This window comes from Microbacterium sp. AC132 (assembly GCF_979258525.1).
Genome location: NZ_OZ409862.1, coordinates 932,863 through 958,129, shown reverse-complemented (window position 1 = coordinate 958,129; position 25,267 = coordinate 932,863). Strand labels below are relative to the sequence as shown.

The following is a 25,267-nucleotide window of genomic DNA, read 5'->3' as shown; positions in this document are numbered from 1 at the left end:
TAATGATCACCCTGTGGCTCCGACGGGCGTCGATCCCGTGACCTCACGATTTTCAGTCGTGCGCTCTACCAACTGAGCTACAGAGCCATGCGACCGGCTAGACCTGTCGCATCTAGACGAAAGGCCCTTCTCGAAGAAAAGGGCCCGTCGCTTAGAGCGACCCTGACGGGACTTGAACCCGCGACCTCCGCCGTGACAGGGCGGCACGCTAACCAACTGCGCTACAGGGCCATACTTGTTTTCAATTGTACCGGAAGGAGTGACCCCAACGGGATTCGAACCCGTGCTACCGCCGTGAAAGGGCGGCGTCCTAGGCCGCTAAACGATGGGGCCGAAGTCTGTCCCGGAGGACTTCCTTGCCGACGCTCAAGCATAAGGGAAGATCTGAGCAAAACGCGAATCGAGGGCGAGCCTGCTGTCTCCCGGGCGTGTTCAGGAGGACGATGGACTCACATCGCTGTGCCCTCTCCCGCTGTCCGCCCCCTGGTGCGGATGTGAAAGAAGTTGTTAGTGTGGCATCTGTGAAACCGGCGAAAGGGGCCGTGTGAACGACCATCACTCCACGTCGGATGCTGCTGCGGCGGCGTCCGACGACTGCGGCTGCGCGCCGACCCCTGCGGAGAGCCGCGCGTTCTGGAGGGACCGTTCGGTCACCCGTCGCAGCGCCCTCACGTTCGGCGCGCTCAGCGTCGTCGCCCTCAGCGCCTTCGGCGTCTCCTCAGGAGTGACCGCCGCGTACGCCGCCTCGTACCCCAGCTGGGACGACGTGCAGAACGCCATGAACAACGAGTCCGCGAAGGCAGCGGAGGTCACGCGCATCGAGGGACTCATCCAGTCGCTCAAGCAGCGGGTGGCGGATGCGCAGGCCAAGGCCGTGCTCGCGGGCGAGGAGTACAACGCCGCGCAGCTCGCCTACTTCGACGCCATCGCCGTCGCGGAGGAGCTCCAGTCGAAGGCCGATGAGCAGGCCGTCGCCGCCGATGACGCCACGAAGAAGGCGGCCCAGCTCGCGGCGCAGCTGTATCGCAACGGCGGCGACGACACCGCCCTCGAGCTGTTCTTCGCCGGCTCGGCCGACAACGCCGACCAGCTGCTCTCGCGTCTCGGCACGATGGACAAGGTCTATCAGTACAACCAGACCGTGCACGACAACGCGGTCGCTGCCCGCAACTCGGCCCAGCAGCTCACCGATCAGGCTGTCGTCGCCCGCACGGAGCGCGATCGCCTGCAGCAGATCGCCGAGCAGAAGATGATCGAGGCTCAGGCCGCTGCGGACGCCGCTCAGGCTGCGCTCGACGAGCAGTCGGCGAACCTCGCGACGATGCAGGCACAGCTCTCAGCCCTGAAAGACGCCACGGCGACGACCGTGGCCGGGTACAAGGAGGGCGTGCGCGTCGCGGAGGAGGAGCGCAAGCGTCGCGAAGCGGCCGAGGCCGCGGCAGCCGCCGCAGGCAACGGCGGCGGAGGAGGTGGCGGCGGAGGCGTCGGCGGCTCGCCGGGTTCCGGCGGCTGGGTTCGACCGCACGGAGGACACCGGAGCGCCGGATTCGGCCCCCGGCCCAAGCCCTGCGCAGCCTGCTCCGGCTACCACTACGGCGTCGACCTCGCGAACGGGTGCGGCGCGGCGATCTATGCGGCGCAGTCCGGAACCGTCGACTACGCCGGTCCGCGCGGCAACTACGGCAACTACATCCGCATCCAGCACGGTGGGGGAGTCTCCTCCGGCTATGCCCACATCAGGGACGGCGGCTTCGCCGTCCGCAGCGGGTCATGGGTCAACTCCGGTCAGGTCATCGCCTACGCGGGCAACACCGGAGCATCCGTCGGCTGCCACCTGCACTTCGAGGTGTACATCAACGGGAGGTACACCAACCCGATCACGTTCCTCGCAGATCGCGGCGTCTCGGTCTGAGAACGACCACAACGAGAAGACCCCCGGCCGCTGAGCGGAACCGGGGGTCTTCTCGTCGGAGCCTGGGGTCAGTGACCCTGCTCGCCGAAGCGGACGATCGCCTCGTCGAGGATGCGCTGCGCCTCTGCGGCGTCGCCCCATGCGTCGACCTTGACCCACTTGTTGGGCTCGAGGTCCTTGTAGTGCTCGAAGAAGTGCTCGATCTCCTTCTTGGTGTACTCGGCGACGTCGCCGATGTCCTGGATGTGGGCCCAACGGGGGTCCTTCGACAGCACGGCGACGAGCTTGTCGTCTCCGCCGGCCTCGTCGCTCATCTTGAGCACGGCGACCGGGCGCACCTCGACGACGACGCCGGGGTAGATGGCGTGGTCGAGGAGCACGAGAACGTCGAGCGGGTCGCCGTCCTCGCCGAGGGTGTTGTCGAAGTAGCCGTAGTCGGCGGGGTACCCGAAGGTCGTGTAGAGCACGCGGTCGAGGTGCACTCGTCCGGTCTCGTGGTCGACCTCGTACTTCACGCGGCTGCCGCGCGGGATCTCGATGACGGCGTCGTGTGCGCCCATGCGTGTGCTCCTCAGAAATGACGGTTGGATGCCGCGCACTAGCCTAGCCGGGCCGTCGACGGGTGCTGTCAGCGTTCGGCGGCCGGGGCGATGCCGAGCAGTGCATCCTGGACGGCCGCCGTGCGGTCGCGGATGGCGGCAGCCACCGCGGCGACCGCGGGCTGGCGCAGCGAGTCCGGACGCAGCACCATCCAGTAGGGCAGGCGCTCGGCGAAGTCGTCGGGGAGGAGCCGCACCAGATCGGCGTGGCCGTCGGCCAGGAAGCACGGAAGGAAGCCGATCCCCGCGCCGGCGCGCGTGGCCTCGACGTGGACGAAGACGTTGGTCGAGCTGAGCGAATCCGGCATCCCCGGCACGAGTCGTCGAGGAGCATCCAGATCGTCGACCTGGAGCATCGAATCGACGAAGTAGACCAGTGGATGCCTGCTCAGCTCATGGGAGTCGCCGGGCGTCCCGTGCTCGTCCAGGTACCCGTGCGACGCGTACATGCCCAAGGTGTAGAAGCCGAGTCGGATGGCCTCGGCGCGGTGCACCTGCGGTTCTCCGACCACCACTTCCAAGTCCAGCCCGGAACGGTACTGCAGAGCCCGCCGGGTGACGTTGACGATCTCGACGCTGAGTCTCGGATACTTTCGCCGCAGCTGCGCGACCGCGGGCGCGATGACGAACGCACTGAACCCGTCGGTGGCGGAGATCCGCACGACCCCGGCTATCTGATCGGACTCGGCTTCTCCTTCATGGATCGTCGCCACCGCCGTCTCCACGTCCTCGGCAGCGCGCACCGCCCGACGCCCGAGGTCTGTCAACTCCCACCCTCCCGAGCTGCGGGCGAGGACCCGCCCGCCGAGGACTCTCTCCAATGCGGCGATGCGTCGCGAGACTGTCGTGTGATTCAGCCCCAGGCTCTGGCCGGCAGTCGTGAAGCGACCGGTGCGCGACACGGCGAGAAGGATGAGGAGATCGTCGGCGTGCGGCTCGGAGGTACTCGGGGAAGATGTCACATCTGCAATTGTGCACTCCGTCTCTGCTCTACTGGTCATTGGCGCACAGAGCCGGGCATGCACATACTGGCGGAGGCCGCCCGCAGACGGGATACCGGCCCGCCAGGCAGCCGTCGACGAGGACGCTGCAGAACACGAAGGAGTGCATTCATGGGCGTCGAGCAACCGGTCGACTCGCAGGTCGAGACCCGAACATCCGGGCTGAAGAAGATCGTGGCCGCCTCGATGGTGGGCACGGTGGTGGAGTGGTACGAGTTCTTCCTCTACGCCACCGCCGCATCGCTCGTGTTCGGCACCTTCTTCTTCCCCAACGCCGGCACCGAGCTCGACGGCATCATCGCCGCATTCCTGACCTACGCGGTCGGATTCATCGCCCGACCGCTCGGCGGCATCGTGTTCGGCCAGATCGGCGACAAGCTCGGCCGCAAGCACACCCTGCAGATCACCATCATCCTCGTCGGGGTCGCGACCTTCCTGATGGGGTGCCTGCCCGGCTTCGATTCGATCGGCTACTGGGCGCCGGCGCTGCTCGTGCTCCTGCGATTCATCCAGGGGTTCGCCGTCGGCGGTGAATGGGGCGGTGCCGTGCTGCTGGTCGCCGAGCAGAGCCCCGACAGGTCTCGCGCGTTCTGGTCGAGCTGGCCCCAGGCCGCCGTCCCGGTGGGCAACCTGCTGGCGACCCTGGTGCTGCTCGGCATGTCCTGGGCGCTTCCCGCCGACCAGTTCCTGAGCTGGGGATGGCGCGTGGCGTTCTGGGTCTCGGCGATCGTCGTCGTCATCGGCTATTACATCCGCCGGCACGTCAGCGAGGCGCCCATCTTCTTCGAGGCCCGCGCACAGGTCGAGGCCGACAAGGCCGTGAGCTACGGAGTGCTCGAGGTCGTGCGCAAGTACCCGCGGGGCATCTTCGGAGCCATGGGCCTGCGCTTCGCGGAGAACATCCTGTACTACATCATCGTCTCGTTCACGATCGTGTACCTGAAGACGGTGCACGCCTACGACACGAGTCAGCTGCTGCTGGCGCTTCTGGTCGCGCACGCCATCCACTTCGTCGTGATCCCGCAGGTCGGCCGGCTCTCGGACGCCTGGGGACGCAAGCCCGTCTACCTCGCCGGCGCGGTGCTCGGAGCCAGCTGGGCGTTCTTCGCCTTCCCGATGTTCGACACCCAGAACCCGTTCGTGATCATCGCGGCGGTCACGATCGGTCTGTGCTTCCACGCGCTCATGTATGCGGGGCAGCCGGCGATCATGGCCGAGATGTTCCCGACCCGCATGCGCTATTCCGGCGTCTCCCTGGGGTACCAGGTCACCTCGATCGTCGCGGGCTCGCTCGCGCCGATCATCGCCACGGCCCTGCTGCAGGACTTCGGCTCGTGGCTGCCGGTGGCGATCTACGTCGCGGCAGCTTGCGCCGTCACCGCGGTCGCGGTGGTCACCCTCAAGGAGACCCGCGGGGTGTCCCTGCACGACATCGATGACGCGGATGCACGCAAGCACGGGCTGAACACTCCGCGGGTGAGCGCGGCATGACCGAGCGAAGCATCGAGAGGCCGGGTGCGGCCGGTCTGTCGCTGAGCGGCCGCCGAGCCCTGGTGACGGGAGGCGCCAGCGGGATCGGCCTGGCGGTCGTGCGAGCATTGGCCGCGCGTGGCGCTCACGTCGTGGTCGCAGACAAGGATCGCGCGCAGTGCGAGGCCGCCGCGGCCGACGTCGGAGGCTCGAGCTGGGTGGTCGATCTGCTGGAGCCGGCCGCCGTCACCGACGACCGGCTGGCCGACGTGCTGGCCGGTGTCGACATCCTGGTGAACAACGCCGGGATCCAGCACATCAGCCCGATCCAGGATTTCGATCCCGAGGACTTCCGACGGATCGTGACCCTCATGTTGGAGGTTCCGTTCCTGCTGATCCGCGCGGCTCTGCCGGAGATGTACGCGAACGGGTTCGGCCGCATCGTGAACGTCTCATCGGTGCACGGACTGCGCGCATCGCCCTACAAGTCCGCCTACGTCGCGGCCAAGCACGGGCTGGAGGGACTGTCGAAGGCCACCGCGCTCGAAGGAGGGGAGCACGGCGTCACCAGCAACTGCGTCAACCCCGGCTACGTGCGCACGGCGCTGGTCGAGAAGCAGCTGTCCGACCAGGCGCGTGTGCACGGCATCCCTGAAGTCGAGGTGCTGGCGAAGATCATGCTGACCGAAAGCGCGATCAAGCGCCTGATCGAGCCCGACGAGGTGGCATCGCTGGTCGCCTGGCTGGCGAGCGACGAGGCGTCGATGGTCACCGGGGCGAGCTATGCGATGGACGGCGGCTGGTCGGCGCGATGAGGAACGATCCGCGTCCAGAGCCGATCCAGGAGCGATGACAGAGGTCCGGTGAGCCAGAGCAGCAGCAGGGCGAGGTACCCCACCCCTCCGAGGCTGATCGCCAGCAGCATCGCCACCGCCGAGAGCAGGATCGAGGCGATGTCGGCGGCGGCACCGTGACGGATGCGGGAGGGCGGCGTCTTCGTCAGGTCAGGGTGCCGCAGCAGATAGATGCGCGCGCCGAGCGTGGTGATCTGCGTGGCGATGAGCGTGCCGATGTAGAGGACCACTTGCAGTGGGTCGGTGTCCATCTGACCGAGCATCGCCGTAGGCACCGGCAGCCAGACGATCGTCGCCATCCAGGCCACGTTGAGCCAGAGAAGCGGGCTCGTGATCCGCGTGACCTCGTCGTACTGTCGGTGGTGCCCCATCCAGAAATTGGCGATGAGGACGAAGCTCAGCCCGAAGCTCAGCAGCTGTCCTGCATGCTCCTGCAAGAACTCGGCGGTGCCCAGACCTCCGGCGGCGGCCTCGGACACGGACTCCATCAGCGGCAGGATCAGCAGCGTCATCGCGATGGCGACGACCGCGTCGACGAACGCCTTGAATCGTTCGGTCCTGAACCGCAGCACGTGATCCGTCACGGCGCCAGGCTAGAGCGCGATGCCCGTCGAGCGCGAGCGCTGTGCGGTGATCCGTCCCCGTGATCTACCGTTGGTCTGTGCCGTCGCTCTCTCCCGTCATCGCCGAGATCCGCCTCGCCGTGCGCACCGCGCTCGCCGATCTGCCCGAGGGGTCGACAGTCGTCGTCGCTCTCTCCGGGGGAGCGGACTCCCTCGCGCTCGCCGCGGCGACCGCTTTCGAGGCGCCCAAGCTCGGGCTTCGGGTGGGCACGCTCACCGTCGACCATGGGCTGCAGAACGGGTCGGATGCCGTCGCCGCGCGCGCTGCGAGAGCGGCGGCCGCGCTGGGGCTCGACGCGCTGGTCGTGCGCGTGGAGGTCGGCGCTGACGGAGGCCCTGAGGCAGCGGCGCGAGACGCGCGGCACCGGGTGCTGAAGGACGCCGCGACGGATGCGGGTGCGGCGGCCGTGATCCTCGGGCATACGCTCGACGACCAGGCCGAGACGGTGCTGCTCGGTCTCGCACGCGGATCCGGCGCCGCGAGCCTGCAGGGGATGGCTCCCGTGCGAGAGGACGATGACGGACTGCGCTGGGTGCGCCCGATGCTCGGGGTGCGGCGCGAGACCACGCGAGCGTTCTGCGCGGAATCCGATCTCGAGGTCTGGGACGACCCGCACAACACAGAGGATCGGTTCGCCCGGGTGCGGGTGCGCGACCGGGTCCTTCCCGTGCTCGAGACCGAGCTCGGCCCCGGCATCGCCGAGGCGCTCGCGCGCACCGCCGAGCAGCTGCGCGAAGACGCCGAGGCGTTCGACGAGATGATCCACGAGACGATCGAGGACATCGTCGAGCACGCCGAGGCGGGGATCTCCGTGAGCGTCGCCGCGCTCGCCGCGAACCCCGCCGCTCTCCGCAACCGCATCATCCGACTCGTGGTCGACAGCGAGTTCGGCGTGAGCCTGACCCGATCGCAGACCCTCGAGGTCGCTCGTCTGGCGATCGACTGGTCGGGTCAGGGGCCCATCGATCTGCCGGGGTGCTCGGCGGCTCGAGCGGGCGGTCGCATCGTGTTCACCGCGCGCTGAGCCGCGGCATCCCACCCTCGCAGAGACGGAGAACCCCCGCGGTCCCCCCCAGGAGGGGACCGCAGGGGTGTCGTCCAGCAGGCTGGCGGGGCTACTTCTTTCCGCCCAGCAGGCCGCCGAGGATGTCTCCGATTCCGCCGCCGCCCGACGAGCTTCCGCCGCCGAGGATGCCGCCGAGGATGTCTCCGATTCCGCCGCCGCCCGTGGAGCCGCCGCCGAGGATGCCGCCGATGACGTCACCGATTCCGCCGCCGCCCGACTGCGACTCTGCAGGCGCGGACTTCGCGGACTTGTCCTTGGTGGCGTTGGCGATCAGGCCCATCACGATCGGAGCGAGGATCGGAAGGAGCTTGCCGAAGTCGATGCCGGCGGTCTCCTTCGATTCGGTGAGCTTCTGGGTGACCTTCTGCTCGTCGTCGCCGAGGATGTGCGAGACGATCTTGCCGCCGTCGGTCTGATCGATGTCGTCGACCTTCGCCGCACCGGTCCGTCCCTCGTGGCGCTTGAGCGCGTTCTCGATCGCGGAGGAGCCCTCAGCGGTCGAGGCGTTCTTGGCGAGGCCGCCGAGCAGCACCGCTCCGCCCTGTTCGACCGCCTCCTTGGCGACGTCGGGGGAGACTCCGAGCTTCGCGGCGATGTCGTCGATCGGGACCTGCTTCAGGATGTCGTCGAGAGCCATGGGTGAATCCTTCCGTCCGGGGCGTCCGCCCGTCACACCGTCAGAGTAGTGGGGATGCCGGCGCGCTTCCGGAATTCTGGTCGACGATCTGCGGATGCTGTGCAGGACCATGGTGATGCGTCGCCTAAAATCGATCCATGCGCGCCGCGGAGATCCAGGACGACCTTGCTCAGATCCTCGTCACAGAGGAGGAGATCATCGCGAAGCTCGATGAGCTCGCGGCCCAGGTGGCGATCGATTACGAGGGCAAGGAGATCATCCTCGTCGGCGTGCTCAAGGGCGCGGTCATGGTCATGGCCGACTTCGCCCGCGCACTTCCGTTCCACGCTCCGATGGACTGGATGGCCGTCTCGAGCTACGGTGCGAGCACCAAGTCGAGTGGTGTCGTGCAGATCCGCAAGGACCTCGACACCGACCTGAACGGCAAGCACGTGCTGATCGTCGAGGACATCATCGACTCGGGTCTGACGCTCAGCTGGCTGCTCGAGAACTTCGAGTCGCGCGGTGCGGAGTCCATCGAGGTGCTCGCCCTCCTCCGCAAGCCCGAGGCCGCGAAGGTGGTCATCGACTGCAAGTACGTCGGCTTCGACATCCCGACCGACTTCGTGGTCGGCTACGGCCTCGACTACGACGAGCGCTACCGCAACCTGCGCGATGTGGCCGTGCTGGCCCCGCACGTCTACAGCTGAGCGGACGCTCCGGCGCACCCGCTACGCCGTGGGTGAACGCACAGCGGCCACCTAGGGCGCGCGCGATACGCTGATCCGACCATGGATGTCAAGAAGCTCACGCGGAACCCGCTGATCTACGTCGCTCTGATCGGACTGCTGCTGTTCGGCGGCTTCCTGCTGATCTCGAACCTCGGCGCCCCCAAGCAGATCACTACCCAGGAGGGTCTCGAGCTGCTCGGCGGCAAGACGGTGACCGAGGTCGTCAACACCGACGGCGACCAGCGGGTCGACATGACCCTGTCCAAGGCCTTCGAGGGCGCGGACAAGGTGCAGTTCTACTACGTCGACGCCCGGGCCGAAGAAGTGGTCACGGCGATCAACGACGCCGACCCGAAGGACGGCTTCAACGATGCCGTTCCGCGTGCGACCTGGTTCGACGGCATCCTCTCCCTTCTTCTTCCTCTCGTGCTGCTCGGCCTGCTGTTCTGGTGGCTCCTGTCGTCGATGCAGGGCGGCGGCGGCAAGGTCATGCAGTTCGGCAAGTCCAAGGCCAAGCTCGTCAACAAGGAGACCCCGACCGTCACCTTCGCCGACGTCGCCGGTGCGGACGAGGCGATCGAGGAGCTCCACGAGATCAAGGAGTTCCTGCAGGACCCGGCCAAGTTCCAGGCCATCGGCGCCCGCATCCCGAAGGGCGTGCTGCTGTACGGCCCTCCCGGAACCGGAAAGACGCTGCTCGCCCGCGCGGTCGCCGGCGAGGCGGGAGCCCCGTTCTACTCGATCTCGGGTTCCGACTTCGTCGAGATGTTCGTCGGTGTCGGCGCATCCCGAGTGCGCGACCTGTTCAACGTGGCGAAGGAGAATTCTCCCGCCATCATCTTCATCGATGAGATCGACGCCGTCGGTCGTCACCGCGGTGCCGGCATGGGCGGCGGAAACGACGAGCGCGAGCAGACGCTCAACCAGATGCTCGTCGAGATGGACGGCTTCGACCCGAACGCGAACGTCATCGTGATCGCCGCGACGAACCGTCCCGACATCCTCGACCCCGCACTGCTGCGTCCGGGCCGCTTCGACCGCCAGATCGGCGTCGACGCCCCTGACCTCCGCGGCCGCCAGAAGATCCTCGAGGTGCACAGCAAGGGCAAGCCGCTGTCGAAGAGCGTCGACCTCGAGGTCGTCGCCCGCAAGACTCCCGGATTCACGGGTGCCGATCTCGCGAACGTCCTCAATGAGGCCGCGCTGCTGACCGCCCGCTCGAATGCGCAGCTGGTCGACAACCGTGCGCTCGACGAGGCCATCGACCGTGTGATCGCCGGCCCTCAGCGTCGCACCCGCGTGATGAAGGACAAGGAGAAGCTCATCACCGCGTATCACGAGGGCGGTCACGCTCTCGCAGCTGCGGCGATGAACTACACCGACCCTGTGACGAAGATCACGATCCTGCCTCGCGGCAAGGCCCTCGGCTACACGATGGTGCTGCCGCTCGACGACAAGTACTCCGTCACGCGCAACGAGCTGCAGGATCAGCTCACGTACGCGATGGGTGGCCGCGTCGCCGAGGAGATCATCTTCCACGACCCGACCACCGGTGCCTCGAACGACATCGAGAAGGCGACCTCGATCGCCCGCAAGATGGTCATCGAGTACGGCATGACCACCCAGGTGGGTCCGGTCAAGCTCGGTTCCGAGGGTGGCGACATGTTCGTCGCGCGCGACATGGGCCGCGGCCGCGAGTACTCCGAGAAGGTCGCGGAGCGGGTGGATGCCGAGGTGCGCGCACTCATCGAGCAGGCGCACAACGAGGCGTACGAGGTCATCAGCGCCAACCGCGACATCCTCGACAGGCTCGCTCTGGCCCTCCTCGAGGAGGAGACGCTGGACCACAATCAGATCGCCGAGATCTTCACCGAGGTGAAGAAGCTCCCCGAACGTCCGCTGTGGCTCTCTAGCGAAGACCGCCCCGTCTCGGAGCGTCCCCCGATCGAGGTCCCGAAGAAGGACGTCTCGCTGGCTGCTTCGATCCAGGCGCCGGCGTCGGCTCCGCGCACACAGCCAGGATCGGCGGGAGCCGGTCAGGCTCGACCAGCGACGGCCTGACCCGTGTCTGTCGACCGCGCGCGTGTCGAGCGACTCACCAGGGAACTGCTCGAGGCGATCGGCGAAGACCCTGACCGTCCCGGGCTGAAGCAGACGCCGACGCGGATGGGCGATCTGTATGCGGAGTTCTTCGCCGGGGTTGGCGAAGACCCCGCAGCGCCTCTCGCGCACACGATCAGCGTCGCCCGGGGTCCCGCACCCGACACGCTCCCCTCGGGTGCCGTGCTGCTGCGGGACATCCGATTCCGGTCGGTGTGCGAGCACCACCTGCTGCCGTTCGCGGGGCGCGCGCACATCGCCTACCTTCCGGGCGAGCAGGTGGTCGGGCTGGGCGCGCTCGTGCGCGTCGTCGAGATCCTCGCCACCCGCCCCCAGGTGCAGGAACGACTCGGCGAGCAGATCGCCGACACCATCGCGGAGCACCTCGACACCCGCGGAGTGCTCGTCGTGCTGGATGCCAGCCACGGCTGTGTGACGATGCGCGGAGGACGGCAGCCGGAGGCATCCACGCTGACGATCGCCGCCCGCGGCGAGTACACGGACCCGATCGCGAGGGCGGAGCTCATCGCGCTGATCGGCGCCCCGAGCGCGGGGCACGCATGACGGGGATCTGGGGGATCGTCAACGTCACGCCCGACTCGTTCAGCGACGGCGGTCGGTATCTCGACGTGGATCGGGCCGTCGAACACGGCCTGCGGCTGCGGACCGAGGGAGCCACCGTGCTCGACGTCGGCGGCGAGTCGACGAGGCCGGGAGCCGAGCGCGTGGGGGCGGAGATCGAGCAGGAGCGCGTGCTCCCCGTGATCGAGCGACTCGTCGCTGAGGGCGCGCCTGTGAGCATCGACACCATCAACGCGTCGACTGCGGCGGCGGCCGTCCGAGCGGGCGCTCGGATCGTCAACGACGTCTCCGGCGGGCTCGCCGACCCCGACATGCTGGCTGCCGTCGCCGAGTCCGGCGCGGACTATGCGATCGGCCACTGGCGTGGTTTCTCCGCTGACATGTACGAGCACGCCGAGTATCGTCGTGCCGCCCGCGAGGTCGCGGGAGAGCTGCGCGAGCGCATGGGCGAGGCCGCGGCTACGGGCATCGCGCCGTCGCGCCTGATCGTCGACCCGGGGATCGGATTCTCGAAGAAGGGCGGCCAGAACTGGGGCGTCCTCCGCGGCCTCGACGAGATCGTCGCGCTGGGGCCACGCGTGCTCGTGGGCACCTCCCGGAAGAGGTTCCTCGCGGAGACCATCGGCGCCGACCCTGCGGCGGTGTCCGAGGCGCGTCGCGACCTCGCGACAGCGGTCACGAGCGCCCTCGCCGCCCGCGCCGGAGTCTGGGCCGTCAGAGTCCACGATGTCGGTGCCACCCGCGATGCTCTGGCCATCGTGCATGCCTGGGAGGGATGAACCATGGATGTCCTCGACGAGATCGTCCTCACCGGACTGACCGTGTTCGGTCGGCACGGCGTGTACGACCACGAGCGGGAGAACGGTCAGGAGTTCACGATCGATCTGCGCCTTCGGATGCCGCTGGACGATGCGGCGTCATCGGACGACGTGGCCGACACGGTGCACTACGGAGAGCTCGCCGAGAGAGTCGCAGAGGTCGTCGCGGGCGAGCCGGTGAACCTCATCGAGACGCTCGCCGATCGCATCGCGGCTGTCGCGCTCGCCGACGCCCGGGTGCACTCCGTCACCGTCACGGTGCACAAGCCGCATGCTCCGATCGCCCTGACCTTCTCGGACGTCGCCGTCACCGTGCACCGGGCGCGACAGCAGTTCGCCGAGGAGGAGTCGCGATGAGTCGCAATCTGGCGAACCCGCCGAGTCTCCCCGGCCCGCGACCCGGGCGCGAGGATGCCGTCGCGGTCGTCGCCTTCGGCGCGAATCTCGGTGATCGCGAAGGCACGATCCGCGCCGCCGCCGAGCGCATCTCGCGACTGCCGCTGGTCAGAGACGTGCGGTTGTCCTCGTTGATCGAAACCGTCGCGCTGCGGCTCGACGGGCCGGATCCCGACGCCCCGGGGTATGTGAACGCGGTCGCCCTGGTCACCACCCGCCTCGCTCCGTCGATCCTGCTCGGCATGCTGCACGCGATCGAAGACGAGTACGGCCGCGAGCGCCTGGAGAGATGGGGCGATCGGACACTCGACCTCGACCTGATCGCCTACGGTGACGAGTCGGCGGAGGGTGACGGACTGCAGCTGCCGCATCCCCGTGCGTTCGAGAGGTTGTTCGTCCTCGAGCCGTGGCTCGAACTCGATCGCGACGCAGTGCTTCCCGGTGCGGGTCGGGTCGCCGACCTCGTCGCGGATCTGCGACGCCGGGAGCAGCGATGAAGCGCACCTCGATCGGACTCCTCGTGCTTCTCGCCGTGCTCGCCGCCGGCGGGGGCTTCGTCCTCGACCACATGCTGACGGCGATGGGCCGCACGACCTTCACGCCGTCGTTGTTGCTGCCCGTGCTGCTCCTGCTCATCGGCGCAGCCTCGCTGGGCGTCGCCTGGCCCGTGCGCGCGAGTGTTCGCAACGGCGTCCGCATCGATCCGTTCCGTGCGACGCGCGCGGTGACGCTGGCGCGCGCGTCCAGTCTCGTCGGGGCGATCATGGCGGGGTTCGGAGCGGGCCTCTTGGCGTTCCTCCTCTCCCGGCCGATCGATCCCCCGGTAGGGTCGACTGTGGCGATGCTGGCACTGATCGGAAGCGCGGTCGTGCTGACCGTCGCCGCGCTCATCGCCGAACAGTTCTGCATACTTCCGAAGGATCCTGATGACTCAGAACCCAGAGATCGAGCCGGGGATCCCGGCCCCGCTGAACTCGGCGGAGGTCGCTGACCGCGCGGCCCTCGACCAGGGCACGTACCCGCAGCTGCGCACCGCGCGCAGCGAGGCGAGACTCGAGCTCGACGGGACCTGGCATCAGATCTCCCCTCGCTACGTGGTCTCGCAGAACGTGCAGAACCTGATCTTCATCGCCGTCGTCCTCGCGGTCGCGGCGGTTCTCGCGCTCGTGCTGCATCAGACCTGGGCGTGGATCCCGGCGGGTGTCGTCGTGCTCATCACGCTGATCACCATGGTCATCCTGCCGAGGCAGGCGAGGGCCATCGGATACATGCTCCGCGAAGACGACATCGTCTTCCGCAAGGGCATCCTCTGGCAGCGCATGATCGCCGTGCCCTACGGACGCATGCAGCTCGTCGACATCACCCAGGGGCCGCTGGATCGCGCGTTCGGCATCTCCCAGCTGAAGATGGTCACCGCCGCTGCGACGACCGGAGTGCAGATCCCCGGGCTCACACAGACGGCGGCAGAAGCGCTGCGGGACACCCTGATCGAGGTCGCCGAGACTCGCCGGACGGGCCTGTGAGCGAGCACCAGCCGCCGGCACCGACGGGAGAGCGGCCCAGCGCGGCCACCGGGCGCGAGACCCTCGCCGACGGCGAGTGGCATCGGATGCATCCGCTCACCCCGCTCTTCAAGGGCGGGCTGGCCCTCATCATCATCGCGGGCATCGCGATCGCCAACCTTCGCGACCGTCTGATCGCCTGGTTCGTCGACCTCTTCACCCCCGAAGAGGCGCAGTACGACTACAGCGGCGGGGATCCCGTCGACTGGGTGCTGCAGAACAACCTCATCGTCATCGTGCTGCTCAGCGTGCTCGGACTGGTCGTCGTCCTCGTCCTCATCTTCTGGTTCGTCTGGCGCTTCCAGCAGTTCCGGATCACGGGGGACCACGTCGAGGTCCGCAAGGGCATCGTCTTCCGCTCGCACCGTCGCGCTCCGCTCGACCGGGTGCAGGGCGTCAACCTCACCCGTCCGTTCCCCGCGCGCATCATCGGACTCGCGAAGCTCGAGGTCGTCGGTGCCGGCACCGATTCCAACGTCGAGCTCGAGTACCTCGCGACTCCGCGCGCAGAGGCGGTGCGCACCGACATCCTGCGCCTCGCCTCGGGTGCGCGCGCAGCCAGACTCACAGCTGCGGACGCCGCGGCCGGCGTGCGCTCCTCTGACGCCGCAGGCTCGGGGACGGTCGCGCCCGGTTCGGCACGGGCACAGCTCGTCGGATCGATGAACGCCGGCGTCAACGATCTGATCAGCGGCGTCGACCTCGCCGACGTCGAGCCCGAGAGTGTGGTGAAGATCCCGACGGGGCGTCTCGTCGGCTCCCAGCTCATCTCGAGCGTCCTCTGGCTCATCTTCTTCGGGATCATCTTCGGGGTCGCGGTCGGCGGCGTCGCGATCGGCTCGCTGATCGACGGAGACCCCATCGGCGGGTTCCTCGGTCTCGGGATCACGCTGGGCATCGCGATCCCCATGATCATCGCGATCGTCGGAATCACCTGGGCGCAGATCTCGAAGTCGCTGCGCTACTCGATCGCCCCGACGCCCGACGGCGTGCGGATCACGTACGGTCTGCTGACGACCGTGACCGAGACGCTGCCGCCTGGACGCATCTTCGCCGTGGAGGTCACGCAGTCGCTGCTGTGGCGGCCGTTCGGCTGGTGGACCATCAGGATCAACCGCATGAGCGGCAAGAGCGCCGCTCAGCAGTCGTCGGGTTCGGCGCAGCAGTTCAGCGTCGTGCTGCCGGTCGGCAAGCGCGCCGATGTCGAACGCGTGCTCGCGCTGATCCTTCCCGATGCTCCGGTCGCCGACATCCCGCTCGTGTGGGAGCACGGCATTCTCGGGCCGGTCGAGGGCGACCCGTACCGGACGATGCCTCGGCGCGCATGGTGGCGCAGGCCCGTGTCGTGGAAGCGTCACGGCTTCGCGTTGACCGAGTTCGGACTCCTGCTCCGGCGTGGCATCGTCTGGCGCAAGCTGGCGATCTTCCCGCTCGCCCGGCTGCAGGGAGTGTCGCTCTCGCAGGGGCCGATCGACCGTGCGCAGCGTGTGTCCGGTGCGCAGGTGCACTCCGTGCAGGGGCTCATCACGGGCTATCTGTCGGGTCTCGAACGCGATGACGCGCTGTACCTGCTCGACAGGGTGAGCTCGGCAGCGGTCGCCGCCGCCGCGCGCGATCACACCCACCGGTGGGGCGAATACGTGACGGATGCCGAGGGAGCGCAGGTTCCCGGGTACCCGGTCGCCGGGGCGGATGCCGCTGCAGGCGTCTCCGGGGCCCCGCTGCCTTCTCCTGTCGCGCCGCCCGCTCCGCCTGTCGTGCCTCCGGCTCCGCCTGTCGCGCCACCGGCTCCGCCTGTCGTGCCTCCGGCTCCGCCTGTCGCACCGCCCGCTCCGCCTGTCGTGCCTCCGGCTCCGCCTGTCGCGCCACCGGCTCCGCCTGTCGTGCCTCCGGCTCCGCCTGTCGCTCCGCCCGTACCTCCGGCCCCGCCCGCAGCGCCGGCTCCGAACGGTGAGTGATCCGACGCGCCGCGATGGACGCCTCGGAGTCGGCATCATCGGCGCGGGACGAGTGGGGCCGGTCATCGGCGCGGCTCTCGCCGGAGCAGGACACGCGATCATCGGCATCACAAGCGGCTCTGACGACGACCGTGCGTCAGCGGTGCTGCCGGACGTCCCGATCCTCGATGCGCTGGAGGTCGTGCGTCGCAGCGAGCTGGTCGTGGTGGCCGTTCCTCACGATCAGCTGGCGGGCCTGATCGCGGGCATCGCCGAGGTCGGAGGCTGGCAGCTCGGCCAGCTCGTGCTGCACACGGACCCCGGTCACGGCATCGAGGTGCTGCGACCGGCGGCCTCGAGCGGTGCGATCCCGCTCGCCGTGCATCCGGCGATCACCTTCACGGGCACGTCGATCGATCTGCGTCAGCTGCAGGCGAGCTATGCGGCGGTCACCGCTCCGGCGGCGGTGCTTCCCATCGCACAGGCTCTGGCAGTCGAGATGGGATGCGAGCCGGTCGTGATCTCGGAGGCGGATCGGGAGGCCTACGCCGACGCGATCCAGACCGTCACCGAGTTCTCACGCTCGATCATCGCGCAGTCCACCTCGCGCCTCGGTGAACTCGGCGTCGAGAACCCGGGGGGATACCTCTCCGCCCTGGTGCAGTCGACGGTCGAACGGGCGCTCCGCGATGCGTCAGGGCCGCCCCCTCTGCTCTGACGTCAGCGACCGCCCGAGAAGCCGCCTCCACCGCCTCCGCCGGAGAAGCCGCCGCCGAACGATCCGCCTGCGCTCGACGACGAGCTCGCACTCGGTGCCGCGTACGTCGCGGACGCGTGCGACGTCGCAGCGAACGCCACGAGCTGACCGCGGACGAAGGGCGCGCTGGGATCCCCGATCCACGACGCGCCTCGTTGCTCGTAGGCGTACACCTGCTCGAGAATGGCGCCCCATTCGTTCTCCATGCCGAACAGCATCGCGTAGGGGAGCAGGCGCTCGTAGACGACGATCACGTTCGCGCTGCCGTCCTGTCGCCTCTCGGCGCCCGTGTACGACTGGAGCATCCGGAGTCGGTCGGCTTCGGCGACGCGGATGAACTCCCTGACGCCCATGAGGTATTCGTACTGTCGGGCGCCTTCGGCGGTGAGGACGGTGTGCTTCGAGAAGCCGTAGAAGGAGGACAGGAGAACGAGGAAGACACCGAACGCGATCGCGACGAACGCAGGAATCGCTGTGACACGTCCGCCGATGATCCCCCAGAGGCCGAGGGCGAAGCCTGCGAGCACGACGCCGATCGCACACCACTGCAGGATCATCGCGCCCCTGCTGCGCGCCTTGGTGGTGAGGCCGCGTGACACCGCTGCCTCGACGCCGCTCTGCGACAGCGTCTTCATGCGGGCCGCGAAGTCCTCGCTCGAACTCGGAACCTCGGCGACTCCTGCGGCGTCGGCGCCGACGAAGAGCGCATCCAGTGCCTGGGCGTCGAGCTCGTCAGGAATCCTCCCACCCGGAAGGCGTCGCAGCCGTGGCTGCTCGACGTCGGTGCCCTCCTCGATGCGCAGCAGGCCGCGTACCGCGAGGTGGATGATCTCTGCGGGGATCGGGTCTTTGGCGCCGGGCACGATCCCGGCGGCCAGCAGTGGCGGCAGCGAATCCGGCACGTCGTACTGCGCGACGATGATGCCGCTGGATGTGCGTCGCTTCTTCTTGAACGCCGACACGGCGATCCAGCTTCCGACCGAGAGCCCGAGCCCGCCCAGTGCCGCGATCGCGGGAACGGTGTCGGTCACGGGATCGGGCTGCCGCGCCGACGGCTGCACAGCGGTGCCAGGGTCGAATCCGACGGCGACCGTGATCCCCTCGCCGGGGGAGAGCTCTTTCGCCTCGACAGCGAAGTGCGCGCCGTCGGGCGACGCGACGAGGTCGCACTCGTTCGTCGATCCCTGGTAGCCGGTGTAGCAGCGGGCGTTTCCGGTCAACCGATCCGTCATCGTCTCGTCGAACACGATCTCCGCACGGAAGTCCTCGACGGGCTGCGTGCTGTCGAGAGGAAGCAGGTCCCAGTAGAACTCGTCGACTCCGGAGTCTGCCGCCAGGATCACGTCGCGCATCTCGTATTCGATCACGTAGGTCGTGAGTCCGCGCACGTAGTCGTCGTCGCCGGTGAGCACCAGCAGCAGCCCGTCCTCCTGCTCGGTCTCGTAGGGCACGTCGGCCCCGGTCTCGTCGGTCACCGACAGCACTCGCACATCGAGCCACGCGTTCTCGTAGCTCGTCGGAAGGCCGCGGACGATCCCCTTGTTCTGATCGACCTCGGGGAATCGAGCCGTGAGGGACTCGGTGACGTGCATGTGCGAGCGGCCGTCGTCGTCGAGACCCACCTCGTACCGTGCATCCCACGATGCGTAGGAGAAGTCGTCCACGTCGGCGCGGATTGCGGTCGAGGCGCCGGCGGCGGGTGCGGGTCCCGCTGCTGCTGCAGCTGCCGGTGTCGTGGGCACGAGCAGTGCAGCGGCGGTGAGACCGATCGTGACGAGCGTGCGGGCGAGTCTGGTGGCTGCCATGCTTCGAGGCTACCCAGACTCGACCGCAGGGTGAGGGGTCGGACCTCGGTAAACTGGACACGACTTTCAAGGAGCCCCGAATGACTGACGCGTCTGCCGCGCCCGAGACGACCACCGCCGCCACCGAAGAAGACGTCCACGAGCAGAAGGCCGTGCGCCTGGCGAAGCGCGAGCGTCTGGTCGCGAACCGCGCGGACGCCGGCGGGGGAGCGTTCCCTGTCAGCGTGCCGGTGACTCACCAGATCCCGGCGCTGCGCGCCGAGTACGGCGAGCTCGAGGCGGGTGCCGAGACGGGCGTCGTCGTCGGAGTCGCAGGTCGTGTGGTGTTCAGTCGCAATACGGGCAAGCTGTGCTTCGCGACGCTGCAGGCCGGCGACGGCTCGCGGATCCAGGCGATGATCTCGCTCGCGAACGTCGGGGAGCAGTCGCTCGCCGATTGGAAGGAGTACGTCGACCTCGGGGATCACGTCTTCGTGCACGGCGAGGTGATCTCCAGCCGCCGCGGCGAGCTGTCGATCATGGCCGACGGGTGGGCGATCGCCTCGAAGGCGATCCTGCCTCTGCCGAATGCGTACTCGGAGCTCAGTGAAGAGGGCCGGGTCCGCAGCCGCTACCTCGACCTGATCGTCCGCGAGCAGGCGCGCACGACTGTCCGCGCTCGTGCGGCGGTGAACGCGAGCCTGCGAGCGACGTTCGGCAGCCACGACTACCTCGAGGTCGAGACCCCGATGCTGCAGGTGCAGCACGGTGGAGCATCCGCTCGCCCGTTCGTCACCCATTCGAACGCGTTCGACACGGAGCTCTACCTGCGGATCGCGCCCGAGCTGTACCTGAAGCGTGCCGTGGTCGGCGGCATCGAGCGGGTGTACGAGATCAACCGCAACTTCCGCAACGAGGGCGCAGACTCGACCCACAGCCCCGAGTTCGCGATGCTCGAGGCCTATCAGGCCTATGGCGACTACAACCAGATGGCCGCGCTGACGCAGGAGCTGGTGCAGCAGGCGGCGATCGCGGTCGCCGGTTCGACCACGGTCACCTGGGCGGACGGCACCGAATACGACCTCGGTGGCGAATGGGATCGCATCTCGATGTACGAGTCGCTGTCGGCGGCATCCGGTCGCACGATCACCCCGACCGATCCGGTCGAGGACCTGATCGCCTTCGCCGAGGCGAACGGCGTGGACCTGCCCGCTCAGGCCACGCACGGCAAGCTCGTCGAAGAGCTGTGGGAGCACTTCGTGAAGGGCGACCTCGTGCGCCCGACCTTCGTCATGGACTTCCCTGTCGACACCTCGCCCCTCGTCCGCGAGCACCGCTCGATCGAGGGCGTCGTGGAGAAGTGGGATCTGTACATCCGCGGGTTCGAGCTGGCGACCGGATACTCCGAGCTCGTCGACCCCGTCATCCAGCGCGAGCGCTTCGTCGAGCAGGCGAAGCTCGCCGCCCGCGGTGACGTCGAGGCGATGCCGGTCGATGAGGAGTTCCTGCGGGCGCTCGAGCACGGCATGCCGCCGTCCGGCGGCATGGGCATGGGCATCGATCGCCTGCTGATGGCAATCACCGGGCTCGGCATCCGCGAGACCATCCTCTTCCCCCTCGTCAAATAACGGGCGTCGCGCCGCGTCTGAACGCCCACTCCGGCAGCATCGCCGCGTCGATCATCGACGCGAGCAGCGCGGCGAGACCGTACTCGGGATCGATCGCCCGCACGAGATCGAGGTACTGCGCGGCATGGCTCGAGCGGCCGAGTGCCCACGAGAGCCATGCCGCAGCGGTGAGCGGAGCGGGTCTCGCCGCAGGCGGGGCGAGAGCGGCAGCCGTGCGGACGAGAGAGAGGGCGACTGCGAGTCGCTGCGGATCAGGAGTGGGTCCCCGGCCGAGGAAGACATCGCCCAGGTCGTCGGGCACCCTGGTCGTCGCGCCCGCGAAGTCGAGCTGCGCCTGGAGCGTGCGCTCGCCGCCGCGCGCATCGGTCGCCCATTGGGTCAGCGCGACGTCTCGGAAGAGCGGGCGATCGAGGCACCAGAGGAGGGCCGCGGTGGCGAACGGCGGCAGATCGTCCGGGGATGCCAGAACGGACTCGAAGAAGGCCGGGATGTCCTCGAGGAGCACGAGCGCCGCGATCGCCTGAGGGTTCTCCGTGCCCGTCGCCCCAGGTGTGCCACCTCGTTCGAGGAGACCGCTGACGTCACGCAGTGCGCGCCCCACCCGCTCCTTGTCGGCGAAGCCGACCGCAGGAAGAGCAGCACCGGACAGCTGGTCCCCGGAGACGTCGCCGACGCCCGGCACCTCGGGTGCGAGGCGGTCGAGACGGCGGACCTGCGGATCGCCGTCGAGGTAGCTCGACCACCCGTCGGGGGTCACGCAGAGCGCGTCGACGATACGCAGTCCGGCGTCCTCCGCCCGACCCAGCACTTCATCGACCTCGACGGCGAAGGGGAGCACCAGCCCGTCGCGTGTGCGCTGCACGGTGTCATCCGTATAGACCACGAGGGCGACCGCATCCGTCCGCTCGACTCGCGAGACGAGGCCGACCGCGGCATCCGCGTAGTCGGCGAGGTCGTCGTGGCTGCGGGGGAGGTCGAGTCGCATCGCGCCGTACGTGCGGGTGCCACGGAACGGCAGCAGGACGAGGCTCTCAGTCGGGGTGAAGCCTGCGAGAGAGGGGACGATGCTGAGGAACTCAGCGGAGCCGGAAGCGCGGAGCAGTGTTGTCATCCGGCGAGTCTCATCGCACGAGCACGCTCGCGGTCGGTCTCCACAGCGCCGATGGTCTATCCCCCTTCTGCGCCCGAGTGTGGAGGAGCAGTGGGGTAGTGAGTCGCGTACCATGGAGCCATGGAGAACTTCTGGCTCGCAGCCGCATGGTCGCTCATCCCGACCATCGGGGTGAGCGTCGTGTTCTTCTTCGTGCTCCGCGGAATCCTGCGGTTCGATCGCACCGAACGCAAGGTGCACGCACGGATCGAAGCCGAGGAGCGGGCCGCACGCGGTCTGCCGCCGCGCTCCTGAGCGGCGTCGGAACCATCGGCTACTGTGTAGCCAGCGCACCGTCATCGGTGCCCACTGAAGCGCCCGGCGTCGAAGTGCCGAGCGGCCGAGAGGACGAGGGATGACGCCCGAGATCTGGGCTTGGTGGACCGCGGCGTTCCTGATCGCCCTCGACCTGACCATCCGCATCACGGCGATCATCATCATCCCGCGCAACCGGCGTCCCACGGCGGCGATGGCCTGGCTGCTCGCGGTCTTCTTCATCCCGTTCGTCGGCGTGTTCCTCTTCCTGCTCATCGGAAATCCACGGCTGCCGCGAGCGCGGCGTCGCAAGCAGGATCAGATCAACGAGTACATCGCCGAGACGAGCGAGCACCTGCACTTCGGCACCCTGCGCCCGAATGCGCCGAGCTGGTTTCCCCGCTCGTCGAGATGAACCACCGTCTCGGAGCGCTGCCGATCTCCGGCGACAACGGCGCGCATCTGATCGCGGACTATCAGGACTCGCTCGACGCGATGGCCGACGAGATCCGCAAGGCCCAGGACTACGTCCACATCGAGTTTTACATCCTCCAGTCCGATGCGTCGACGGACAACTTCTTCCGCGCGATGGAAGAGGTGGCAGAACGCGGCGTGCATGTCCGCGTGCTGCTGGACCACTGGGCGAACAGGTGGAAGCCGAAGTACCGGAAGACCGTCGCCCGGCTCAATCGGATGGGCGCGAACTGGCACCTGATGCTGCCGGTGCAGCCGCTGAAGGGACGCATGCAGCGGCCGGACCTGCGCAACCACCGCAAGCTCCTCGTGGTCGACGGCAAGGTCGCGTTCCTGGGCTCCCAGAACGTCACGGACTCGACCTACAACCTTCCCAAGAACATCAAGCGGGGTCTGCACTGGGTCGACCTCATGGTCCGCATCGACGGGCCGGTCGTGCTGAGCGTGAACGCCATCTTCCTCAGCGACTGGTACAGCGAGACCGACGAGGTGCTGCAGGAGATCGACATCTCGCACGCCGAGGCGGGCTCGGGCGACCTGGACTGCCAGGTCGTGCCGTCGGGACCGGGGTTCGAGGTCGAGAACAACCTGCGTCTGTTCCTCGGGCTGCTCTACGCGGCCAAAGAGAAGATCATGATCGTCAGCCCGTACTTCGTGCCGGATGAAGCGCTGCTGCTCGCGGTCACCGCAGCGGTCGACCGAGGGGTCGCGGTCGAGTTGTTCGTCTCCGAAGAGGGCGACCAGGCGATGGTGTACCACGCCCAGCGCAGCTACTACGAGGCGCTGCTGAAGGCCGGGGTGCGGATCTGGATGTATCGCAAGCCGTACATCCTGCACACGAAGAGTCTGACCATCGACGACCAGGTCGCCGTGATCGGCTCGAGCAATATGGACATGCGCTCGTTCGGTCTGAACCTCGAGGTGTCGATGCTCGTCCGCGGCGAGGAGTTCGTCCTCGAGATGCGCGCGGTCGAAGACGTCTACCGCTCGCTCAGCCGGGAGCTCACTCTCGAGGAGTGGATGCAGCAGCCGCTCCGGTCGACAGTCCTCGACAACCTCGCCCGTCTCACCTCGGCGCTGCAATAGGGCGCCGATAGGGGGTGCTTTCGGCAGACCGCGGCCGGTACCCTGTGTGCATGGCTTCCCCGTCGCGTGTCGTCGCCGCTCTCTCGTCCCTGGCCGCTCTGCTGCTGATCGCGGGGTGCACGATCGGCCCCGGGGCCACAGGATCGCAGGCGACCTCGAACCCCTCGAGCGGGCCCGGGCAGAGCACCGACGATTCGGACGACGTCGAAGGCACGCTGCTCGACGACGGCCGCATGTTCGCCGTGGTGACGTGGGGCTCCTCGACGTGCATTCCCCAGGTCGACGCGGTGACGGCCGAGGGGCAGACGGTATCGGTGACGCTGGTCGAGCCGGAGTCAGAGACGGACGGCGAGAAGGCGTGCACCGCTGACCTGGCCTCCCGCGCGAGCATCGGCGCACTGCCCGAGGGAGTCGACCCGACGAAGGAGATCACTCTGCAGGTGACGTACGGCGACATGGTCGACGACGTCGAACTCGACGGCGACCCGTCGTTCACCGGCACCCCCGGCTCATCGACGGAGTACGCGCCGAGTGCCGGCTGGTTCGATGACGGCTCGCTGGTGCTGCTCACGTGGGGCTCGTCAGGCTGCCCCCCGGTGGTCGAGAGCCTCGAGGGATCTGGTGCATCGGGCACCGCGACCTTCACGACCGACGACGATCAGGTGTGCACCATGGACATGGCACCGCGCGCGACGATCCTGGAATTCGGCGAGGACGCCGTCGATGATGACGCCTTCACCCTCACGCTCGTCGGCGGGAACCTCGACGGCACGGTCGAGGTGCGCAGCTGACGCTGTAAGAAGTGCGCGCCCCGGTGGATCAGAGCGATGCGACCGGGTGATCGGCGGGGAGCGCCAGCAGAAGAGCCCCGGGATCGACCCGGCACGTGACGCGCACCGCTGTCCCGAACTCGTCGCCGTCGAGCTCGATCGGGGTGGGAGACGTCACCGCGGCTTCGGCGACGGCTCCGCGGAAGTAGTGCACCGATGCGTCCCGGCCCCGTCGCTCGAGCACGCGACGGCCGGCGCGCGAGCGTCGCAGCACCGAGTTGTCCCACCAGATCTTGCGCCACACGCCGAGCCAGCCCCAGACGCCGGTCGGCTGGATCACGGCGACGTCGAGGACGCCGTCGGTGATGGAGGCGTCGGGGATCAGCGCGATTCCCGCAGGCAGGGTCCCGCAATTGGCGAACAGGATGCTGTGCACCTTCGTCGAGTGCAGGCGGCCGTCGTCGATCTGGAACACGGATCGGAACGGCTCGGCGCTCACGAGCGACCTCGCCGCGCCGTCGACGTACGCGATCCAGCCGACCGACTTCTTGAGGTCCGGGCGCGTGTTGGCGATCATGTCGGCATCCAGCCCGACGCCGGCGAGAACGACGTAGGCGTGCTCCTCGTCTTGCCCGCTCTCTCTCGTCAGACGCGCCCAGCCGATGTCGATCGCGTGGCGGAATTCGCCCAGCGCCGCGCGGATCATCTCGTCGGGGTCGGCCAGCGGGAGGCCGAGATTGCGCGCCAGCAGGTTGCCCGTGCCACTCGGCAGGATCGCGAGCGGCACCCCGGTGTTGGCGATGGCCTCGGAGACAGCGCGTACCGTGCCGTCTCCGCCGGCCACCAGCACGACATCCACGCCGCGTGCGAGGGCCTCGGCCGTCGCACCCTGACCGGGATCTTCGATCGTGGTCGGATAGAAGGCCGGATGCTCCCACCCGGCCTCGTGCGAGAGAGCGCGGACTCGCGCCCGCAGCTGCTTCCCGTCGACCTTGATCGGGTTGTAGACGAGCGCTGCCTGGCGTCGGCCGGTGGCGCTCGTGGTCATGGCGCTACTCTAGCCCGGGCGTCGGCCCGCCCGGACGCGGCGGACGC

General features: G+C 68.3%; 24 protein-coding genes, 3 tRNA genes and 1 pseudogene. 18 read left to right on the top strand and 10 right to left on the bottom strand.

The window, feature by feature from the left end; translation table 11 throughout:
- Positions 1-14 precede the first annotated feature (14 nt).
- The 3 genes from ACZZZQ_RS04505 to ACZZZQ_RS04495 all read right to left on the bottom strand — a co-directional run bounded on the left by ACZZZQ_RS04505 (position 15) and on the right by ACZZZQ_RS04495 (position 333).
- Positions 15-87: transfer RNA gene (locus tag ACZZZQ_RS04505), tRNA-Phe, on the bottom strand.
- A 70-nt stretch (positions 88-157) separates the two neighbouring features.
- Positions 158-231 (bottom strand) — tRNA-Asp (locus ACZZZQ_RS04500).
- A gap of 29 nt (positions 232-260) precedes the next feature.
- Positions 261-333, bottom strand: a tRNA-Glu gene (locus ACZZZQ_RS04495).
- 211 nt (positions 334-544) lie between these two features.
- Here ACZZZQ_RS04495 and ACZZZQ_RS04490 point away from each other — a divergent pair.
- Positions 545-1,912: a M23 family metallopeptidase gene (locus ACZZZQ_RS04490; protein ID WP_463506990.1), complete on the top strand. Its 1,368-nt coding sequence runs from the start codon at positions 545-547 to the stop codon at positions 1,910-1,912.
- A gap of 68 nt (positions 1,913-1,980) precedes the next feature.
- On the opposite strand, the gene ACZZZQ_RS04485 is transcribed toward ACZZZQ_RS04490, so the two are convergent.
- Together ACZZZQ_RS04485 and ACZZZQ_RS04480 are read right to left on the bottom strand one after the other, a co-directional pair.
- Positions 1,981-2,472: an inorganic diphosphatase gene (locus ACZZZQ_RS04485; protein WP_053098719.1), complete on the bottom strand. Its 492-nt coding sequence runs from the start codon at positions 2,470-2,472 to the stop codon at positions 1,981-1,983.
- A gap of 68 nt (positions 2,473-2,540) precedes the next feature.
- Positions 2,541-3,512 carry a LysR family transcriptional regulator gene (locus ACZZZQ_RS04480; RefSeq protein ID WP_463506989.1) on the bottom strand — a complete coding sequence of 324 codons (972 nt, stop codon included), beginning with the start codon at positions 3,510-3,512 and terminating at the stop codon, positions 2,541-2,543.
- A gap of 111 nt (positions 3,513-3,623) precedes the next feature.
- Here ACZZZQ_RS04480 and ACZZZQ_RS04475 point away from each other — a divergent pair, with 111 nt between their 5' ends.
- Positions 3,624-5,003: an MFS transporter gene (locus ACZZZQ_RS04475; RefSeq protein WP_463506988.1), complete on the top strand. Its 1,380-nt coding sequence runs from the start codon at positions 3,624-3,626 to the stop codon at positions 5,001-5,003.
- Entirely contained in the window at positions 5,000-5,797 is a 798-nt protein-coding gene (locus tag ACZZZQ_RS04470; protein ID WP_463506987.1) for a 3-hydroxybutyrate dehydrogenase, read from the top strand. Before ACZZZQ_RS04475 ends, ACZZZQ_RS04470 begins: the two co-directional genes overlap by 4 nt.
- On the opposite strand, the gene ACZZZQ_RS04465 is transcribed toward ACZZZQ_RS04470, so the two are convergent.
- The gene (locus tag ACZZZQ_RS04465) at positions 5,764-6,420 is read right to left on the bottom strand and encodes a TMEM175 family protein (protein ID WP_400340195.1); all 657 of its coding nucleotides are present in this window, start codon (positions 6,418-6,420) and stop codon (positions 5,764-5,766) included. The two genes, ACZZZQ_RS04470 and ACZZZQ_RS04465, sit on opposite strands and share 34 nt — an antisense overlap.
- Before the next feature lie 77 nt (positions 6,421-6,497).
- On the opposite strand from ACZZZQ_RS04465, the gene tilS reads away from it, so the two are divergent.
- Positions 6,498-7,484 (top strand): tRNA lysidine(34) synthetase TilS, encoded by a 987-nt coding sequence (tilS, locus tag ACZZZQ_RS04460; protein ID WP_463506986.1) that lies wholly within the window; start codon positions 6,498-6,500, stop codon positions 7,482-7,484.
- Between the two features lie 91 nt (positions 7,485-7,575).
- Here tilS and ACZZZQ_RS04455 read toward each other — a convergent pair whose 3' ends face one another.
- The gene (locus ACZZZQ_RS04455) at positions 7,576-8,163 is read right to left on the bottom strand and encodes a DUF937 domain-containing protein (protein ID WP_056276759.1); all 588 of its coding nucleotides are present in this window, start codon (positions 8,161-8,163) and stop codon (positions 7,576-7,578) included.
- 137 nt (positions 8,164-8,300) lie between these two features.
- Here ACZZZQ_RS04455 and hpt point away from each other — a divergent pair, with 137 nt between their 5' ends.
- The 10 genes from hpt (at position 8,301) to ACZZZQ_RS04405 (ending at position 16,986) form a co-directional block, all read left to right on the top strand.
- Positions 8,301-8,852, top strand: coding sequence for a hypoxanthine phosphoribosyltransferase (gene hpt, locus ACZZZQ_RS04450; protein WP_053098725.1), 552 nt, complete (start codon positions 8,301-8,303; stop codon positions 8,850-8,852).
- 81 nt (positions 8,853-8,933) lie between these two features.
- The gene (ftsH, locus tag ACZZZQ_RS04445; RefSeq protein WP_056276765.1) at positions 8,934-10,934 is read left to right on the top strand and encodes an ATP-dependent zinc metalloprotease FtsH; all 2,001 of its coding nucleotides are present in this window, start codon (positions 8,934-8,936) and stop codon (positions 10,932-10,934) included.
- Positions 10,935-10,937: 3 nt separating this feature from the next.
- Positions 10,938-11,537, top strand: a complete 600-nt coding sequence (gene folE / locus ACZZZQ_RS04440; RefSeq protein ID WP_053098727.1) for a GTP cyclohydrolase I — start codon at positions 10,938-10,940, stop codon at positions 11,535-11,537.
- Entirely contained in the window at positions 11,534-12,334 is an 801-nt protein-coding gene (gene folP / locus ACZZZQ_RS04435) for a dihydropteroate synthase (RefSeq protein ID WP_463506985.1), read from the top strand. Before folE ends, folP begins: the two co-directional genes overlap by 4 nt.
- Before the next feature lie 3 nt (positions 12,335-12,337).
- Positions 12,338-12,730 carry a dihydroneopterin aldolase gene (gene folB, locus ACZZZQ_RS04430; RefSeq protein ID WP_056276771.1) on the top strand — a complete coding sequence of 131 codons (393 nt, stop codon included), beginning with the start codon at positions 12,338-12,340 and terminating at the stop codon, positions 12,728-12,730.
- Positions 12,727-13,266, top strand: a complete 540-nt coding sequence (gene folK / locus ACZZZQ_RS04425; protein ID WP_053098730.1) for a 2-amino-4-hydroxy-6-hydroxymethyldihydropteridine diphosphokinase — start codon at positions 12,727-12,729, stop codon at positions 13,264-13,266. The genes folB and folK overlap by 4 nt, the downstream gene beginning before the upstream one ends.
- Positions 13,263-13,760, top strand: a complete 498-nt coding sequence (locus ACZZZQ_RS04420) for a DUF3180 domain-containing protein (RefSeq protein WP_463506984.1) — start codon at positions 13,263-13,265, stop codon at positions 13,758-13,760. Before folK ends, ACZZZQ_RS04420 begins: the two co-directional genes overlap by 4 nt.
- Entirely contained in the window at positions 13,696-14,292 is a 597-nt protein-coding gene (locus ACZZZQ_RS04415; protein ID WP_463506983.1) for a PH domain-containing protein, read from the top strand. Before ACZZZQ_RS04420 ends, ACZZZQ_RS04415 begins: the two co-directional genes overlap by 65 nt.
- A complete protein-coding gene (locus ACZZZQ_RS04410) occupies positions 14,289-16,289 on the top strand; it encodes a PH domain-containing protein (RefSeq protein WP_463506982.1) in 2,001 nt (666 codons plus the stop codon). The genes ACZZZQ_RS04415 and ACZZZQ_RS04410 overlap by 4 nt, the downstream gene beginning before the upstream one ends.
- Positions 16,282-16,986 (top strand): DUF2520 domain-containing protein, encoded by a 705-nt coding sequence (locus tag ACZZZQ_RS04405; RefSeq protein WP_053098733.1) that lies wholly within the window; start codon positions 16,282-16,284, stop codon positions 16,984-16,986. Before ACZZZQ_RS04410 ends, ACZZZQ_RS04405 begins: the two co-directional genes overlap by 8 nt.
- Before the next feature lie 2 nt (positions 16,987-16,988).
- Here ACZZZQ_RS04405 and ACZZZQ_RS04400 read toward each other — a convergent pair whose 3' ends face one another.
- Positions 16,989-18,830 (bottom strand): DUF2207 domain-containing protein, encoded by a 1,842-nt coding sequence (locus ACZZZQ_RS04400; protein ID WP_463506981.1) that lies wholly within the window; start codon positions 18,828-18,830, stop codon positions 16,989-16,991.
- Between the two features lie 80 nt (positions 18,831-18,910).
- Here ACZZZQ_RS04400 and lysS point away from each other — a divergent pair, with 80 nt between their 5' ends.
- Positions 18,911-20,437, top strand: a complete 1,527-nt coding sequence (gene lysS / locus ACZZZQ_RS04395; protein WP_463506980.1) for a lysine--tRNA ligase — start codon at positions 18,911-18,913, stop codon at positions 20,435-20,437.
- On the opposite strand, the gene ACZZZQ_RS04390 is transcribed toward lysS, so the two are convergent.
- Entirely contained in the window at positions 20,430-21,548 is a 1,119-nt protein-coding gene (locus ACZZZQ_RS04390) for a DUF4192 family protein (protein WP_463506979.1), read from the bottom strand. The two genes, lysS and ACZZZQ_RS04390, sit on opposite strands and share 8 nt — an antisense overlap.
- Before the next feature lie 120 nt (positions 21,549-21,668).
- Here ACZZZQ_RS04390 and ACZZZQ_RS04385 point away from each other — a divergent pair, with 120 nt between their 5' ends.
- The 3 genes and pseudogenes from ACZZZQ_RS04385 to ACZZZQ_RS04375 all read left to right on the top strand — a co-directional run bounded on the left by ACZZZQ_RS04385 (position 21,669) and on the right by ACZZZQ_RS04375 (position 24,193).
- The gene (locus ACZZZQ_RS04385; protein WP_171821981.1) at positions 21,669-21,842 is read left to right on the top strand and encodes a hypothetical protein; all 174 of its coding nucleotides are present in this window, start codon (positions 21,669-21,671) and stop codon (positions 21,840-21,842) included.
- Between the two features lie 100 nt (positions 21,843-21,942).
- Positions 21,943-23,402: pseudogene (gene cls / locus ACZZZQ_RS04380) on the top strand (cardiolipin synthase).
- 50 nt (positions 23,403-23,452) lie between these two features.
- Entirely contained in the window at positions 23,453-24,193 is a 741-nt protein-coding gene (locus ACZZZQ_RS04375; RefSeq protein WP_053098738.1) for a hypothetical protein, read from the top strand.
- A 28-nt stretch (positions 24,194-24,221) separates the two neighbouring features.
- On the opposite strand, the gene ACZZZQ_RS04370 is transcribed toward ACZZZQ_RS04375, so the two are convergent.
- Positions 24,222-25,220, bottom strand: a complete 999-nt coding sequence (locus ACZZZQ_RS04370) for a diacylglycerol/lipid kinase family protein (RefSeq protein ID WP_072590707.1) — start codon at positions 25,218-25,220, stop codon at positions 24,222-24,224.
- Positions 25,221-25,267: the final 47 nt, after the last annotated feature.

What these genes read in the sequence shown, in the direction of transcription:
- ACZZZQ_RS04485 (WP_053098719.1), bottom strand. Translation starts at nt 2,472, where the DNA reads ATGGGCGCACACGACGCCGTCATCGAGATCCCGCGCGGCAGCCGCGTG.
- ACZZZQ_RS04480 (WP_463506989.1), bottom strand. Translation starts at nt 3,512, where the DNA reads ATGACCAGTAGAGCAGAGACGGAGTGCACAATTGCAGATGTGACATCT.
- ACZZZQ_RS04475 (WP_463506988.1), top strand. Translation starts at nt 3,624, where the DNA reads ATGGGCGTCGAGCAACCGGTCGACTCGCAGGTCGAGACCCGAACATCC.
- ACZZZQ_RS04470 (WP_463506987.1), top strand. Translation starts at nt 5,000, where the DNA reads ATGACCGAGCGAAGCATCGAGAGGCCGGGTGCGGCCGGTCTGTCGCTG.
- ACZZZQ_RS04455 (WP_056276759.1), bottom strand. Translation starts at nt 8,163, where the DNA reads ATGGCTCTCGACGACATCCTGAAGCAGGTCCCGATCGACGACATCGCC.
- hpt (WP_053098725.1), top strand. Translation starts at nt 8,301, where the DNA reads ATGCGCGCCGCGGAGATCCAGGACGACCTTGCTCAGATCCTCGTCACA.
- ftsH (WP_056276765.1), top strand. Translation starts at nt 8,934, where the DNA reads ATGGATGTCAAGAAGCTCACGCGGAACCCGCTGATCTACGTCGCTCTG.
- folP (WP_463506985.1), top strand. Translation starts at nt 11,534, where the DNA reads ATGACGGGGATCTGGGGGATCGTCAACGTCACGCCCGACTCGTTCAGC.
- folB (WP_056276771.1), top strand. Translation starts at nt 12,338, where the DNA reads ATGGATGTCCTCGACGAGATCGTCCTCACCGGACTGACCGTGTTCGGT.
- folK (WP_053098730.1), top strand. Translation starts at nt 12,727, where the DNA reads ATGAGTCGCAATCTGGCGAACCCGCCGAGTCTCCCCGGCCCGCGACCC.
- ACZZZQ_RS04420 (WP_463506984.1), top strand. Translation starts at nt 13,263, where the DNA reads ATGAAGCGCACCTCGATCGGACTCCTCGTGCTTCTCGCCGTGCTCGCC.
- ACZZZQ_RS04415 (WP_463506983.1), top strand. Translation starts at nt 13,696, where the DNA reads ATGACTCAGAACCCAGAGATCGAGCCGGGGATCCCGGCCCCGCTGAAC.
- ACZZZQ_RS04400 (WP_463506981.1), bottom strand. Translation starts at nt 18,830, where the DNA reads ATGGCAGCCACCAGACTCGCCCGCACGCTCGTCACGATCGGTCTCACC.
- lysS (WP_463506980.1), top strand. Translation starts at nt 18,911, where the DNA reads ATGACTGACGCGTCTGCCGCGCCCGAGACGACCACCGCCGCCACCGAA.
- ACZZZQ_RS04390 (WP_463506979.1), bottom strand. Translation starts at nt 21,548, where the DNA reads ATGACAACACTGCTCCGCGCTTCCGGCTCCGCTGAGTTCCTCAGCATC.
- ACZZZQ_RS04385 (WP_171821981.1), top strand. Translation starts at nt 21,669, where the DNA reads ATGGAGAACTTCTGGCTCGCAGCCGCATGGTCGCTCATCCCGACCATC.
- ACZZZQ_RS04375 (WP_053098738.1), top strand. Translation starts at nt 23,453, where the DNA reads ATGGCTTCCCCGTCGCGTGTCGTCGCCGCTCTCTCGTCCCTGGCCGCT.
- ACZZZQ_RS04370 (WP_072590707.1), bottom strand. Translation starts at nt 25,220, where the DNA reads ATGACCACGAGCGCCACCGGCCGACGCCAGGCAGCGCTCGTCTACAAC.